Genomic DNA, 15,859 nt, shown 5'->3' on the forward strand with positions numbered 1-15,859 from the left:
TAATATAAAAAACTGGCTAAATTACAAGGCCAGTTTTTAATATACACTTATTTTTTTAGAAGTATAATTAATCTTATTTTTAATAATTCTAATAATTGGATAAATTGAAAAAATTAAAAATGTGTAAATTGGAATTTCAATTAAGCTTTTAAAAATAATGGGAACCATAAAAAAGAAATAATACTCATTATATTTTCATGTTCCACTTCTGAAACGATTATGATAATTTATATAAGCAAAAGGACCTCATAACCATCTTGTAATTACTATAATTGCAAATACAGTAATAAAAATATTAAATAAAAGGTAGGAAGAATATTTAGTTTTTATACTTTTGGTTTTAATATATAAAGTAAGAAAAATAATTGAAAGTATTCAGGTTAAACTTATTCCAAATGTTGATATCCCAATAACAGCTTGAAGTGAATATTTTTTCTTTCTTTTAATTGAGGTTTCACTTAGTGGAAGCGAGTTGTATTCTCTGGCTAAAATCACGATAAAAATAATTGTAATAATAGCTAAAAATATAAAGCCAATAATTCATGTTTTTTTATCGCTGCCTTTAGTTAAACTATTAATAAAAAACCCAGATAGAAATGCTATTAAAACAGGTATAAGAGCGTATTCTGGCATTCATGTAGATATCCCAAAAATGACTTGGTTAAGTGTATCACATAAGATTCCAATGATAGCACCTTTTCAAGGTCCAAGAGCAAGTCCAAAAACAATAAAGACTGCATAAGTAATCGATATATTAAAAGCTCCAACAAAAACAAATCTTTCGAATAAAGCCATAATCATATATAAAGAAAGCAATAATCCAAATAAAGCAATTTCAAAAATTGAAAGACGATATGTTTTTGTCTTAATTGTTCTTCTTATGTTTCGTAATCAATTTATAAAAAATGTATTAATTACCCCCTTTTTTGCAGTTAATACAATTACAATTATAGCAAATAAAACTGATTATAGAATACAAACAAAAAAACAGGCCAAAACCTGTTTTTAAGTTAAATTATTTTGATACCAATTCTGAAATAGTTTTAACCATTGCAAACATTGGTTTTTCATTAATATCACATGTTCCAGCGATATCAAAGTGAATGTATTCAACACCATTTGTAAATTCATTTAAGAACATTGCAGCGGAAGAAGAACCAGCGTTTCCGGTAAAGTCTGTATTTTTTAAATCAGCAACAATTGATCCCTTAATGTATTCAGCATATTCTTCATCAAGTGGCATTCTTCAAACAAGTTCATGTTGAATTTTAGCAGCTTTTTGCACATCCTCTCAACCTTTATCAGTTGTACTTCAAACTCCGGTGTATGTATCACCTAGGGCCATGATCATTGCTCCAGTTAATGTGGCAACATCAATTAATCTTGTGGCATTTAATTTTGTAGCACCATAGTAAAGACCATCAGCCATAACTAAACGACCTTCAGCATCGGTGTTGTTAACTTCAACTGTTTTGCCACTCATTGAAGTTCAAACTGAGTCTGGTAATGAAGCATCACCATTAACTCTGTTATCAGTAATACACATAATAGCAGCAACGTTTGTTTCAGGTTTGGTTTGAGCAATAACTTTCATTACTGCTGCTACAACTGCTGATCCACCCATGTCATATTTCATTCCATTCATGTGACGACCAGTTTTAATGTTGTAACCACCTGAGTCAAAGGTAATTCCCTTACCAACTAATACAGTTTTTTCTTTTGATTTTTTATTTCCGTTGTATTCAATAACAACAACTCTTGGTTCAAATACAGAACCTCTGTTAACTGAAAGAAGTAAACCCATTCCTAATTTTTCAATTTCTTTTTTAGTTAAAACAGTAACTGATAAATTCTTGTATTGTTTTAATTCTTTTTCAGCGATTGCAGCTAATTGTTCTGAGTTTAATTCATTTGGAGGTGTAACACCTAAGTCCCTTGCTCAGTTTTGTGCTTCTGAAAGAATAACGGCTTTGTTAAAATAATCTAATAGATCTTTTTGAGGATTTTCTAAATATAATGAAAGGTTATTTTTGTTTTCTTTTTTATAAACAGTTTTTTTGTTAAATAATTTGGCAGCAGAAAAGTTAATTCCTTTTGTAAAAGCATCAGTTGTATCATAAATACAAATATTTTTATCAACAGGAAATGTTTGTAAATCGATTTGATAATTTCTAGCAGCATTTAAAGCCAAAGATTTAGCAAAATCATACATTTTGTCAAATCCCATATTTTCTCTATCACCCATGTACACATAAGCAACATTTTGTGCTAAAAATTCTGTAATTGCGAATTCTTTTTCAACAAGGTTAGCAGGTAATTCATCGCCTTTAAAAACAGCTTTTAGTAGTAAATAATCATTACGTTTTGTATCAATTTTTTTAATTAATTCCATAGTATTTCTCCTTACTTTCTTTATTTTTGTTTTTCGGCTAATTCAACTAATGTAGAAACTAAAATACCTAAACCTGTGTTATTTGCATCTGCAGTTCCTGCAACATCACAATGAATGAAATCAACTTTGTTAGCAAATTCATTTAAGAACATTGCTGCTGAGTTTGAATCTGCTTTTGAAGAATTATTGTAGTTATTTAAATCAGCAACTAATGATGTTTTATTTGTTTTATGAAAGTCTTCATGCATTGGAAGTCTTCAAACTTTTTCATGTGCTACTTGAGCTGCTTCACTGAATATGTTTCATCTTTCATCATTTGTAGCATAGATTCCTGAGTATGTTTTACCTAACGCTCTTAACATAGCTCCGGTTAATGTAGCAACATCAACAATTAGAGAAGCATTTAATTTCTTAGCAGCATAGAAAATACCATCAGCTAATACTAAACGACCTTCAGCATCAGTATCTGTAATTTCAACTGTTTTACCGCTCATTGATTTAACAACTGATTCAGGAACTGTACCATGTGTATCAATAGCATTATCGGTTAACATCATAATCGCAGCTACGTTTGCTTTAATTCCTAATTGAGCGATTGCTTTAACAGCGTAAGCAACGATAGCTGAACCCGACATGTCAAATTTCATACCTTCCATATGGTATCCTTTAGTGTTATAACCACCGGTATCAAAGGTAATTCCTTTACCAACATAAACAAATTTTTCTTTGCTTTTTGGATTTCCATTATATTCAACAATAACAACACGTGGTTGATATGAAGAACCAGCATTAACTGCTAGTAATAATCCCATTCCTAATTTTTCAATTTCTGGTTTGTTTAATACTTTAACAGTTAAACCTTCAATGTTTGCGAAGTCTTTTTTAATTTCACGTGCTATTCATTCACTTGTTGCGATGTTTGGAGGTGTAATTTGTAAGTCACGAGTTTTTGTAACGTTTTCTGAAATTAAAATCAATTTCTTAACAAACTTTAGATAACTTTTATCTTCTAAAAATAGTGATAATTCAATTTTATTTTCTTTAGATTTTTTATCTTCTTTTTTTGCTGAGAATAATTTAGCATCAAAGAAAGCCATTCTTGTAACAAAAGCTCTTAAAACTTCTTCGGTTGTTAAAAATGGTAATTCTGCAAATGAAGCAATATCAATTTGATAGTTTCTTCTTTTTAAATTAATAATATGGTCGACAATTTTTAAAAAACCATAATAATCTTTTACTTCTTTTGAAACGTAAATGTAAGCAACATTTTTATCAAAGTTTTCTGTTACATACTTATGAGTAGTTGCAACACATGAACAAAATTCTTGTCCTTCGTAAGCAACTTTTAATAACATATTATTATTACGTTTTGTTTCATAATTTGATATCATAAAGTCTCCTTCTAAATAAAAAAATACTATTTTTAATAGTATTCTTAAATTATAAACATTTTTATTTTAATTATGTTATTTTGTACTTCAATCAATTTCTTTTTTACCTAATTGTTTTAGTTTGTCATTAATTTTCTTAAAAACATTACTTCCAATAAAACCTCTTCAACAAGAAAGCGGCGAAGGATGAGGAGTTTTAAAAATTAAATCTTCATTTACATTAAGTTCTTTAATAAAATCAAAAGCATCTTTTCCCATAGTTAAGAACAAAGTATTAGGTTTTATTAAAATCAATTTCTTTAATAAGTTAATGTTAAATATTTCTCATCCAATATTCTTGTGAGAAAGAGTTTTATTTTCCTCTGTTGTTAAAATTGTATTCAAAAGTAAAACGCCCTGATTTTTTCAAGCACTTAAATTATTGGTTAAAAAAGTTGAATTCGGATAAGAGTTTTTAATTTCTAAAAAAATATTTTTGAGTGAAGCCGGAGTTTTTAAGTTGTTGGTAGAAAAAGCAAGGCCATCAGCATTATTATTAGTCGGATATGGATCTTGACCAATAATAACAAGTTTTAAATTATCAAAATCGAAATTATCAAAAGCAGCAAAAATTAATTCTTTGCTTGGCACAAAATTATCTTTTGATATCACTTTTTCAATATTCTCTCAATATTTTTCTTTCTTTTGAGAGGATAAAAAATCTATAAAGTTAAACTTCATAAATAACCTTTTTCTTTCCTTCAAATTGATATTCAATTAAGTATAAAAAACCATCTAAGAATTCAATTTTAATTGGTGTTTTTATTTTTGATAAGCTAGCTCTAAAAATTTTTAATCTTTTATTGTTATAAATAATAAAAGCACCTGGCTGATCATTAAAAGCTCTTATTTTATTTAATGCTTGTTGGCAAGTTATATTTGTAAAAAGTTCCGCTTCTTCATTTTGAATTTTAGGCGCAAAAGTAACTAATTCTTCATTTTGAATTTTACGTTCAAAATTGTTGTTGTAAATTTCTTCAAGTCAATTGCCAATAACTAATGATGTTTTCTTTGCAAGTTTATCAAAAAGTTCTAAGGCAGTATCTTCTGCTTTTATTTTAATTTGAAATGATTTAAGAATATCGCCGGCATCCATTCTATCAATCATTTCTATTAAGGAAACCCCCGTTATTTGGTCGTTATTTAATAAAGTATATTGAATTGGTGACGCGCCACGATATTTTTCCAACAAACTCCCATGGACATTTAATGCCAATTTTTTAGGTAAACTTAAAATGCTATTTGGAATAAATTGACCAAATGATGCTGTTATAAAAAAGTCAAATTCTAATAATTTTAAGTCTTCATAAATTTCTTTAATTTTATTTGGTTGAAAAATTTTTAAACCAAACTCATTAGCTAATTGTGCTATTGGGGTCAAAATAATATTTTTATTTCTATCCATTTTTTTGTTTGGTTGGCTTATCAAACAAAGCACTTCAAATCTTGAATCCAAAATTAATGATTTAAAAATTGTTTTTGAAAATTCACCTGTTCCAGCTAAAACTATTCTAATTTTTTTCATAAAAAAATTATACTTGATAAATAGGATTAAAATAAAAAGCCAATTATTATTGGCTTAATAATTTTCGATTGAATAATAATATTTTTTATCATTAGTGTCTAAAGACATTTTAAATACTTCATATTCTAGTGAGTTAATATGTTGTGATTCTGATTTTCGATAAGTTGTTGTGCGTCGTTTATTATTTTGGTATCTTGTAAAGAAGTTGTTCCCCATATTATTTCAATTATTATCATTTAATAACGAGAATATTTCCTTGTTATCTTTTAGATTCAAGTCATATTCTCCATTATTATCTAAATCAATTCAGAGTTTAATATCAAATTTCTTATTTTTAAATTTAGATTTTAAAGTATTTTTATTAATGTTATTTATAAAATAAGAAACATATTGATAATCTTTATTAAATAAATCAGGATAAATTCAAGATTCATCTCAGTAGTCTTCTTGTTTTGTATTATCCTTGTGATATTGAAAAATTGAGTTTCATTTCTTTTTACTTATAAAGTTATAATCATTAATATTATAATCAAGTGACATAAAGTTGTTTTTGTCGTCCTTATCTACTAAAAATATTTTAGATTTTACATTATCTAATTTCTTACTTTCTAATAGTTTTTTAGGTAATTGAAAATAACCACCAAAATTAATATAATCCTTTTTATTATTATTTAAATTATAATTTGTAAAACTTATTAATTCACCTCAACCCATTAAATCGATATAGGCCTTAAATAATCCTTTTTGTCTAGAATCACCGACATTTTTAAAAGGTTTTTCATAGGTGTTAGTTTCGTGATTTAAAATATTAGATTTAAAATTCTCTATTTGATCTTTAAAAACTCAGTTTGAAGCGAAAGTAACTAATTCTCGATCAAGAGGGTAGGTAGTTTTTTGTAAAAAAGCCAGGTTTTTTAAAATATCATCACCAGCGGCATTAAAAATTAAGCCTGGTAATTTTTTATTTTCTTTTTGGAAGTAAAAGAAGTTTTCAGTCAAGCTACGGCTAGGATTATAAAATCAAGCATTTGGCCCTAAAGATAATTTAATAATTTCTCTTGGAAAAAGCTCAGTCATTGAAAATGTATATCTAATAGTTTTAATTGAAGTTGGAGAAGAAAAAGTAATTCCTTGATATTTATTGTTATTAAAGAAATATTTCTTGCTATCTAAAATTTCATATTTTTTCTTTTCACTTAAATCAATATTAACATTTGCAGCTCTAAATAAATCATTAGCACTAAAAAAGCGATAAACAGGAATCTGATCTTTATCGTAGTAAAAATCCTCATTACTTCTTAATAAACGATTATCCCCGGCATTTCCAATGTAATTAAGATTAAATCTAAATTCACTTAAAAATTTTTCATTGTTTACTTCAAAGTGTTTATGATCATGATCACCATCGTACTCAATTAAGTCATTGTTAGAAAGTGGATCATCTCTTTTGATTGCTTTATTATACATATTATCAATATGATGAGTATATTCATGCATTAGGACGCCAAAAATCATTTCAACCCTTTTTTCTACTGGCTTACTTAGTAATTCTAGGTTTTCATCCAAAATGCCCTTAAGGAAAATAAAAATTTCTTTTGAAGAAGGAAAATACGCGCCATTAGTTCTATCATCGGAAATATGAGAATTATTAACATTAATATTTATAAGTTTAACAGCATTAATTTCAGGTCCAAAAATTGCACGTTTTTTAAACATATCATTTAATAGTTTTAAACCTTTTTGCCCTAAGAAATATATTGGATTATTATTTTTATCTTTAGCTACAGGTTTTTCTAAAAAAGATAAATTCCCAATAACAAAGTTTTTATTTAAATCATTTGAATCATTTGTATCTTTTCTATTGAAAATTAAAGCATTATCTGATTCTCTTTTTTCTATTACAATATTTTTGCTTTTGTTAATTTCAACATTATCTTCACCATCTTGATTTTCATCAGGATTTAAGGGAGTTATTCCTCCTTCGTCTGAGTGTTGGGCTTTATTTTTTTTAAAAATTGCATTGTAAGTAAAATAACCAGCAGTACCTAAAAAACCTAAAGTAACTGCACTAATAAATAGTCCTAATAAAAATTTTCCAAATTTTGATTTTTGTTTTTCTGCCATATTATTTTCCCTTCATTAATTACCCATTTATAATAGAAAAATTATAAATATTTAATAAGTTAAATATTACACTATTTTTATAAATTATTATAATTATTATTATGTTAAGAATTATTGCAGGAAAATACCGTTCAAGAATATTAAAACAACCATCAAAAACTACAACAAGACCAACTGTTGATCGTGCTAAGGAAGCAATTTTTTCTTCAATCCAATTTGATATTGAAGGTAAAGAATTTTTAGATATATTTTCAGGATCGGGTTCTTTTTGTTTAGAAGCATTATCAAGAGGTGCTAAAAAAGCAACTTGTGTTGAAAAAGATCGCGCTGCATATAAAATTATTTTAGAAAATAAAGCAAGTTTAAACGAGGAAAACTTACAGGTCTTTAACACTGATGCTTTAACTTTTTTACAGAAAAATTTAGAGAAGAAATTTGATTTTGTTTATTTAGATCCTCCTTTTATTGAGAAGGAGTTACTGGTTAAATGTATTGATATTTTAACAGAAAATGGGATGATAAAATTGGAAGGTCAGATTATTGTCGAAACAGATTGACAAGATTTTTTATATGAAAAAAATGGCTTTGAAATTGTAAAAATGAAGAAATATGGAAAAATATATATTTACTTTATTAGAAGAAAATCATAGCAAAAATGTATAATTGATTATTAATATAATAATTTGTCTTAATTTAAAAATAAATAAGGAGAAAAATATGGAGAAAAAGTTAATTATTTTTACTGGTCCTTCTGGTGTTGGAAAAGGCACTGTAGAACAAAGTTTATTTACTAATCAAGATTTAAAATTAAAATTGTCAGTTTCAATCACTACAAGAAAACCACGTGAAGGTGAAATTGATGGTGTTCATTATTATTTTGTTCCAAGCGAAACTTTTGAAACTTTCATTGAAGAAAATAAACTATTAGAGTATTCAAAACATTTTGATAATTATTACGGAACTTTATATTCAGAAATTTCAAATATTCTTAGTTCTGGAAAAATTCCATTTTTAGAAATTGAAACAAACGGAGCAAAACAAATAATTGAAAAATATCGTAAAGAAGGAAGAGAAGATGAAATTTGTTCAATTTTCTTAATGCCACCTTCATTAACTGAACTTGAAAGAAGAATTGAAACAAGAAATACAGAAACATATGATTTAATTTTAAAAAGATTAGACAAGGCAAGAGAAGAGATTATTCTTTCATCAATGTTTAAATATGTAGTTGTGAATAATTCAATCGAAGACACAGTTAATAAAATTAAAGAAATCATTAAAGATAACTTTGCTCATATAATTGAAGCTAATGATCAAGGCGAAGCTGGTAGGAAGGCATAGGATAAATGGATTATATTATTAAAACTGATAAAGGAAAATTTCGAAAAGAAAATCAAGATAATGCTTCAATTGCTTTTTTGGGCGATTGAAGTCTTGCAGTTTTATGTGATGGAATGGGAGGCCATTTTGGGGGTTCGCTATGTTCACAAAAAACTATAGACTATCTTTTCAAATACTTTTATGAACGTTTTAATAAGGATATAAATTTCGATGATAAAAAATCTATTAATAAATGATTTAATAACGCGTTAAGCTATGTTAAAAAATCATTAAAGAAAATTGTTGAAGATAATAAAGATTATGAAGACATGGGGACAACTTTAACAGCTGCCCTGGTTTTTAATTTAAATAAAGAAGCTTATATATTTAATATTGGTGATTCAAGGACCTATGCTTATAATGGGTTACTTCATCAGATAACTACAGACCAAAATCTATTGCATCAACTTGTTAAAATTAAGAATGTTGACATTGAATCTGCCAAATTATTACCTGATGCTAATAAATTAGTAAGTTGTTTAGGACCTAAAAAGACAATGAAGTGCGATAGTTTTTTATTAAAAAGTGATGAGAAAGTAAAATACTTATTATTGACCTCAGATGGTGTACATGATTATATTGATAAACCAAATATTGAACAAATATTGCAAGATAAAAAATTAGATTTAGAATCAAAATGTACAAAGTTAATAAAAATTGCTAAAACAAATATGTCAAAAGACAATCTTACTGTTTTATTGTTGGAGTTTTAAATATGTTAAAAAGATTAGATAAATATGATAATGTTAACAAACACTTTGAAGACTTTGTTTTAATTGGAAGTGGCGGATACGGCGAGGTTTATTCAGCAACTTTCAAAAAAACAGGTAAAAGAATGGCAATTAAAATATTAACTGTATTTGATGCAACCAAAAAAGAAGTTAATCAAATAAGATTCAAAAATGAATGTAATGTACTAAAAACAATAAACTCTAAAAACGTTGTGCGAATGATTGGTTATTATGTTAGTGAAAACGAATCTTATTATGCAATGGAATTAATTAAAGGTATTAATTTAAGAAGTTTAATTTCTAAGTATAAAAAAATTCCCGTTGAAGAGGCGGTAAGGATAGCGAGAGAAATTTGCGAAGGCTTAGCTGACATTCATTTAGCAAATGTTATTCATCGGGATTTAAAACCAAGTAATATCCTAATTGAATCAGAGACAAACACTGTTAAATTAATTGATTTTGGAATTTCTTTAAGCGATGATTCTTTAAGGGTAACCGCAGATAATAAAACTGTTGGTTCGGTTCAATATCTTGCTCCTGAAATTCCTACAAGAAGTCAAACAGCATCAATTCAAAGTGATATTTATGCTTTTGGAATGATTCTTTATGAAATGTTGGCAGGTCATCCTGTATATCAAGGAATTGATGCTCAAGCAGTGCTATTATTACAAATTAATGGCGAAATACCACCATTAGAAGGTGTAGGTAAAACAATACCACAAGCAGTTGAAAATATTATTATCCGCTGTACAGCAAAAAACCCATCAGATCGATATAAGAATTGTGTGGAAATAATAAGTGATTTAAATCATTGTTTACAGCCACAAGCAGCTTTAGAAAAACGTTTGGATTTATCAAACAAGGATGTTAATAAAAAAAGAAAAATTAGTAAATCTTTAACAATAGCCTTAATAACTTTAGGCTCTAGTGCTGCAGTTGGATTATTAATTTATTTAATTATTTTTTTAGTAGATTATTTTAAAAAGTAAAGAAGGTAAAGTGGAAAAAGGCAAAATTGTTAAATCAGTAGCAGGCTTTTATGATGTTAAATCATTTGAAGATAAAAAAGTTTACCGTGTACGCGGTTCGGGTAAATTAAGACTTTTAGATATGAAACCTATTGTTGGTGATAATGTTGAATTTGAAAAAGATGGTTTGATTCATCATATTTTAGGTAGAAAAAATTTCTTTATTCGTCCTAAAATAGCAAATGTTGATCAGGCAATTGTAGTCATGTCATTAGTTGAACCCGAATTTAGTTCACAATTAGTTGATAAATTTTTAATAATTATTGAGAACAAAAATGTTGAACCGATTATTGTTTTAACTAAAAAAGATTTAACCTCAACATCAAAGATTAACTATTACAAAGATCAAGGCTATAAAGTGTTTGAAATCAACTATGAAGATAATACTGGATTTGATGGGTTATGTGAATTATTTAGACATAAAACAAGTTTTTTTGTTGGACAAACGGGAGTTGGTAAAACAACATTAATTAACTATTTAGCTAAAACTAATTTTGAAACACAGGCTATTTCAAAAGCTCTAAATCGTGGTAAACATACCACTCGCGAAGTTAGTCTAATTGACTTTGGTGGTGGTGAAATAATTGACACTCCGGGTTTTTCATCAATTGAATTTGATTTAACAATTGATGAAATGCCAATAGCATTTAATTCATTTAGAGAAGCTTCAGTATTTTGTAAATTTAGAGGTTGTAGACATTATCATGAAAAATTAGAAGATTGCGAAGTTAAAAAAAGAGTTGAAAGTGGAGTAATTAAAAAAGAAAGATATGACAACTACATTAGTTTCATTAAACGTATGCTTGAACCAATGTATTAATTTATAAAGGAGATATTATGAAAAAAATTAGTCCATCAATATTAGATGTTTCAAAAGATGAATTAATTAATTATGTTAATAAACTAATTGAATGAAATATTAACAATGTTCATTATGATGTTATGGATCAAGAATTTGTTCCCAATCAAGCTTTATCATATAAAGAAATAGAACAAATTTATAATAAATGCCCAAAACATCAAATGGATATTCATCTAATGGTCAAAGATATAAATTATTATTATGATTTATTTAAAAAGTTTGATGCAATTCTTACTTTTCATTATGAAGCCTTTAAAAATGAAAACCAAATCCAAAAATTAATAAAACAAGCAAAAAAAGACAATGTAAAAATTGGGATAGCTTTTAATCCAGATACAGAAGTTGATAAAATTTTACCCTTACTTAAAAATTTTGATTTAGTTCTACCAATGAGTGTATATCCTGGTAGAGGTGGCCAAAGTTTTATTGAGAATACATATACAAAAGTAAAAATGTTAAAAGAATATATTGATAAAAATAATTTAAATACTATTATTGAAATTGATGGTGGAGTTAAAGATTTTAACATTAAAAAATGTTTTGATTCTGGCGTTGATTTAGCTGTTGTGGGATCTTTCTTAGTCAAAAATTTTTCTAAAGAAACAATTGATAAATTATTAGAATAATCTAGCTTAAATAAAAAAGGAAACAATATGATTGATAATAAAAAACAAGAAGAAAGAAAAAAACTTCATAATTCTATTTGAAAAATAGCTGAAGAGTTGCGTGGATCAGTAGATGGTTGAGATTTTAAACAATATGTTTTAGTTACGCTTTTTTACCGTTTTATTTCCGAAAATATCACAAAATATATCAATGATAATGAACGTGAAGCAGGTAATACTGCTTTTGATTATGCCTTAATATCTGATCAGGATGCAATTAATTCTAAAGAAACATTAATAAAAGAAAAAGGTTTCTTTATTAAACCTTCTTCATTATTTATTAATGTTGTTAAAAATGGTCAAGATAATGAAAATTTAAATGAAATATTAAATAATATTTTCAAAGAAATAGAAAGTTCGGCTATTGGAACAGCTTCTGAAGAAGATTTTAAAGGTTTATTTAGTGATATGGATACCAATAACACTCGTTTAGGAGCAACGGTTATTGAAAGAAATAAAAAACTATATAGCATTTTAAAACATATCTCAGATTTAGAATTAGGAAATTATCAAGATAATACTATTGATGTATTTGATGATGCTTATGAGTTTTTAATGGCTATGTATGCATCTTCTGCAGGTAAATCTGGTGGAGAATTTTTTACACCTCAAGAAGTATCTGAGTTATTAGCTAGATTAACATTGATTAATTTTAATGATGAAAATAAAAAAGATAAAACGGAAATAGATAAAGTATATGACCCATGTTGTGGGTCTGGTTCTTTATTATTAAAATATGCAAAAATATTAGGTAAAGAAAATATTAAAGAGTCATTTAGTGGACAAGAAATTAATTTAACAACATATAACTTAGCAAGAATTAATATGTTCTTGCATGATATTAATTTTGATAAATTTCATATTCGCCTTGGCGATACCTTGACTAACCCGTTACATATTGATGAAAAACTTTTTGATGCAATTGTTTCTAATCCTCCTTATTCAATTAAATGAGATGGTGATTCTAATCCGACTTTAATAAATGATGAAAGATTTTCAGTTACAACTTTAGCACCAAAATCAAAAGCTGATTTAGCCTTTGTTTTACATATGATTAACCATTTATCTGCAGATGGTACAGCAGCAATTGTTGAATTTCCTGGCACACTATATCGTTCTGGGGCTGAGGCTGATATTAGAAGATGAATGGTTGAAAACAAAAACGTTGTTGATACAGTTATTCAATTACCATCTAACTTATTTTTTGGAACCTCAATTTCAACATGTATTTTTTATTGATGCATATAACGAATTTTTAAAAGAAACCAAGACTAATAAATTAACAGAAGAAAATATAACTAAAATTGTTGAATTAACAAATAAATTAAAAGTGTTTTTCTATAAATTTTTAAACTAATTTTAATAATATAAACAAACCTTTTACAGCAAACTTTCTTTGCTGTTTTTATTTTTTAAAAAGTACGCAAATTGAACAAATAATAATAAAAATAAAACTTTATAAAATAAATTATAAAAATAGGTAAAATGATTTTAGAAAGGAATAAATATGTCAGAAAAAAGCAGAACAATTCTAACACTTCTATCATTTTTCTTAGGTGGACTAGGAATTGATAGATTTTACGGCGGTAGAATTATTTTGGGAGTACTAAAATTACTTACAGCCGGAGGATTTGGAATTTGAGCACTTGTTGACTTTATTTTAGCAGTTTGTGGCGCTCAAAGAGACGGACAAGGTCAATTAATCCGCAAGTGGTAAATATTGAAATAATCCTAAAAATAAGAACAAAAAAGTTAACGGCATGTTAACTTTTTTATATTTAATTTCTTATTATGCACTTTGGTTAGTTTTAGCTTTTTCTAAAACTTCATTTATTTTTTTATCGTTATAGAAATCATCGTATTCTAAATTAATATCTGGTTCAACACCACTTTCGATTTCTTTGTTAGTTTCACCAAAAACGGCATTATTTGGTGAACTAATTGTAATTGTGGTTCCATCAATTAAAGTAATTGGCATAATAGCAGACATACCACCACCGGTTCTTTTACCAATAATTTTCGCAATACCCATTTCTTTTACAATACTTGTTAATTGGTTAGCCGCACTAAATGTGTTTAAACTTACTAATAGATTTCAGTTGTATTTTTCATAAGCATCACCATCATAATTATTATCACCATCGGTATCAACTTTAGATTTGCTTAAATCGCCTCTTCTATTTAAAATATCAAATTCACGATTTAGAATTGGTTTATCAGTCATAAATCCTAATGTTCTAACCATTGAATTAACACTACCACCACCATTTATAGCAATATCTAAAACAATATTCTTAATTTCTGGTTTTTTAGATACTTCTGACATTAAATGACGCATTAAGAAGTATGTATCATATTTTCAAGCATCTGGTCCTTTAATATCTTCTTGAGTACCATCTTCAAATTGTAATAATGTTACTATAGCGGTATTTCCGTGGTAACGAATGTAATCGTCTGGACCAAAGTTACTAATTTTTTTACCAAATTTCTTTTCAAATTTGTCAACTAACATTTTTCTGTTGTTTTCAAAATCAATACGGTATTTACTATAATCATTTGGATATTGTAATTTTTTTTCTAGTTCTTGATCTCATTGAGTTTCGTAGTATGAAAATGAATTTAGTCTTGTATGCAATTCATTTAGTTGTTTGTGAAAAATATTTACATATGCTTTATTATATTGTTCAGGATCTGTTGAAAGTAATTTAGCTTTATCTTCAGCACTAATAAATGATTCAAATGATTCAATTTGTTTATAGTATTTTAATCCATAGAAATAGTCCATTGTAAATGCTAAATGGTTAAAGTTAGCTTTACGTTCTTCAACAGTGGCTTTTTGTCCGCTTAATCCAGAGTCATGTCTAATTCTTGTTCGAGGTTCATCTTCAATTGGGCCCCAAGAATCTAAACCAGCTTCTAGGTTTGTGAATGTTTTACCATTAAAGTAAATATTATTAAATGTTTGGCTCATAAATAAAGTATTGAATACTGAGAATGGAAGTAATAACTTACCATCTTTATATAAAATATCCATATGATATTTTCCAAGATCAAAAGATACTCCCTTATCATCTTCATTTTTACTTTCATAATCTATTTCTAAGAATTGATTACCATCTGTTAATTCTTGTGGTTTAAGAATTTCATGGAAGAATGAAGTGTTTGTTGTAAAAATCTTGTTTTCTTTTCAATCAATGATTAGTTTATTTAATGTTTTACCATTTTTTTCCTTTGATAAGTAAACCTTTCTATTTTTAACTTCGTCTATATATGAACTATATAGTTCTAGATCAACTAAGCCATCTAATACTTTTAAAAATTCATCTAAATCGACATAAACAACTTTAGATTTATCATCTTTAATCTTGTAAGCATTTACATCATTTTTTTCTTTAATTGTATATTCTTGATTAAAGTTTTTAAAATTGTGAGCTGAGACTTCTACCTCAACAGCATTATCATTTTGCGGAGTGGCTTCTTCGTTTTCTTTCTTTTCTTTTTCTAATTGCTCGATTTTTTCATTCTTTTCGCGAAGTTCTTGTTCTTTTTGTTCTAATTCCTTTTTAATTTTTTCTAATTCATCATTAGATGCAGCATTATTTTGGCAACTTGCAGATAAAATCGCAACTGGTGCTAAACCAACTGTAGCTAATGGTAATAAATAATTTAATAATTTAGCTTTTCTTGATTTATTCATAAATACCTTTCTTTGTAGTTTAATA

General features: G+C 26.9%; 15 protein-coding genes. 8 read left to right on the top strand and 7 right to left on the bottom strand.

The genetic code is table 4. The annotated features are described in order from the left end of the window. Positions 1 to 36: 36 nt before the first annotated feature. The 6 genes from EXC38_RS03060 to EXC38_RS03085 form a co-directional block, all read right to left on the bottom strand. Positions 37 to 795: an ECF transporter S component gene (locus tag EXC38_RS03060; protein ID WP_223213802.1), complete on the bottom strand. Its 759-nt coding sequence runs from the start codon at positions 793 to 795 to the stop codon at positions 37 to 39. A 220-nt stretch (positions 796 to 1,015) separates the two neighbouring features. Beyond that, complete coding sequence (locus tag EXC38_RS03065; protein ID WP_060823425.1) at positions 1,016 to 2,392, bottom strand: M17 family metallopeptidase; 1,377 nt, start codon at positions 2,390 to 2,392, stop codon at positions 1,016 to 1,018. Positions 2,393 to 2,412: 20 nt separating this feature from the next. Beyond that, entirely contained in the window at positions 2,413 to 3,783 is a 1,371-nt protein-coding gene (locus tag EXC38_RS03070) for a M17 family metallopeptidase (protein ID WP_129694777.1), read from the bottom strand. Between the two features lie 75 nt (positions 3,784 to 3,858). After that, positions 3,859 to 4,503 (bottom strand): uracil-DNA glycosylase, encoded by a 645-nt coding sequence (locus tag EXC38_RS03075; RefSeq protein ID WP_129694778.1) that lies wholly within the window; start codon positions 4,501 to 4,503, stop codon positions 3,859 to 3,861. Beyond that, the gene (gene fmt, locus EXC38_RS03080) at positions 4,493 to 5,347 is read right to left on the bottom strand and encodes a methionyl-tRNA formyltransferase (RefSeq protein WP_129694779.1); all 855 of its coding nucleotides are present in this window, start codon (positions 5,345 to 5,347) and stop codon (positions 4,493 to 4,495) included. Before fmt ends, EXC38_RS03075 begins: the two co-directional genes overlap by 11 nt. A 54-nt stretch (positions 5,348 to 5,401) precedes the next feature. Then, positions 5,402 to 7,471 carry an MYPU_1760 family metalloprotease gene (locus EXC38_RS03085; RefSeq protein ID WP_129694780.1) on the bottom strand — a complete coding sequence of 690 codons (2,070 nt, stop codon included), beginning with the start codon at positions 7,469 to 7,471 and terminating at the stop codon, positions 5,402 to 5,404. Positions 7,472 to 7,572: 101 nt separating this feature from the next. On the opposite strand from EXC38_RS03085, the gene rsmD reads away from it, so the two are divergent. The 8 genes from rsmD to EXC38_RS03125 all read left to right on the top strand — a co-directional run bounded on the left by rsmD (position 7,573) and on the right by EXC38_RS03125 (position 13,854). Beyond that, positions 7,573 to 8,121 carry a 16S rRNA (guanine(966)-N(2))-methyltransferase RsmD gene (rsmD, locus tag EXC38_RS03090; protein ID WP_129694781.1) on the top strand — a complete coding sequence of 183 codons (549 nt, stop codon included), beginning with the start codon at positions 7,573 to 7,575 and terminating at the stop codon, positions 8,119 to 8,121. A 67-nt stretch (positions 8,122 to 8,188) separates the two neighbouring features. Continuing rightward, positions 8,189 to 8,812 (top strand): guanylate kinase, encoded by a 624-nt coding sequence (gene gmk, locus EXC38_RS03095; RefSeq protein ID WP_057236188.1) that lies wholly within the window; start codon positions 8,189 to 8,191, stop codon positions 8,810 to 8,812. A 5-nt stretch (positions 8,813 to 8,817) separates the two neighbouring features. Further along, positions 8,818 to 9,564, top strand: coding sequence for a PP2C family protein-serine/threonine phosphatase (locus tag EXC38_RS03100; protein WP_129694782.1), 747 nt, complete (start codon positions 8,818 to 8,820; stop codon positions 9,562 to 9,564). Between the two features lie 2 nt (positions 9,565 to 9,566). After that, positions 9,567 to 10,571: a serine/threonine protein kinase gene (locus EXC38_RS03105; protein WP_129694783.1), complete on the top strand. Its 1,005-nt coding sequence runs from the start codon at positions 9,567 to 9,569 to the stop codon at positions 10,569 to 10,571. 10 nt (positions 10,572 to 10,581) lie between these two features. Next, positions 10,582 to 11,430 (top strand): ribosome small subunit-dependent GTPase A, encoded by an 849-nt coding sequence (gene rsgA, locus EXC38_RS03110; protein ID WP_004416347.1) that lies wholly within the window; start codon positions 10,582 to 10,584, stop codon positions 11,428 to 11,430. A 17-nt stretch (positions 11,431 to 11,447) separates the two neighbouring features. Continuing rightward, positions 11,448 to 12,098, top strand: a complete 651-nt coding sequence (locus EXC38_RS03115) for a ribulose-phosphate 3-epimerase (RefSeq protein ID WP_129694784.1) — start codon at positions 11,448 to 11,450, stop codon at positions 12,096 to 12,098. Between the two features lie 27 nt (positions 12,099 to 12,125). Continuing rightward, a complete protein-coding gene (locus tag EXC38_RS03120; protein WP_060823430.1) occupies positions 12,126 to 13,385 on the top strand; it encodes a type I restriction-modification system subunit M in 1,260 nt (419 codons plus the stop codon). A 259-nt stretch (positions 13,386 to 13,644) separates the two neighbouring features. Then, positions 13,645 to 13,854 (top strand): TM2 domain-containing protein, encoded by a 210-nt coding sequence (locus EXC38_RS03125; protein ID WP_060823431.1) that lies wholly within the window; start codon positions 13,645 to 13,647, stop codon positions 13,852 to 13,854. Between the two features lie 72 nt (positions 13,855 to 13,926). Here the strand turns inward: EXC38_RS03125 and EXC38_RS03130 are convergent, their stop codons facing one another. After that, entirely contained in the window at positions 13,927 to 15,834 is a 1,908-nt protein-coding gene (locus tag EXC38_RS03130; RefSeq protein WP_129694785.1) for a S41 family peptidase, read from the bottom strand. Positions 15,835 to 15,859: the final 25 nt, after the last annotated feature.

The sequence above is a fragment of the Mycoplasmopsis arginini genome (assembly GCF_900660725.1).
GTDB classification, from domain to species: domain Bacteria; phylum Bacillota_I; class Bacilli_A; order Mycoplasmatales; family Metamycoplasmataceae; genus Metamycoplasma; species Metamycoplasma arginini.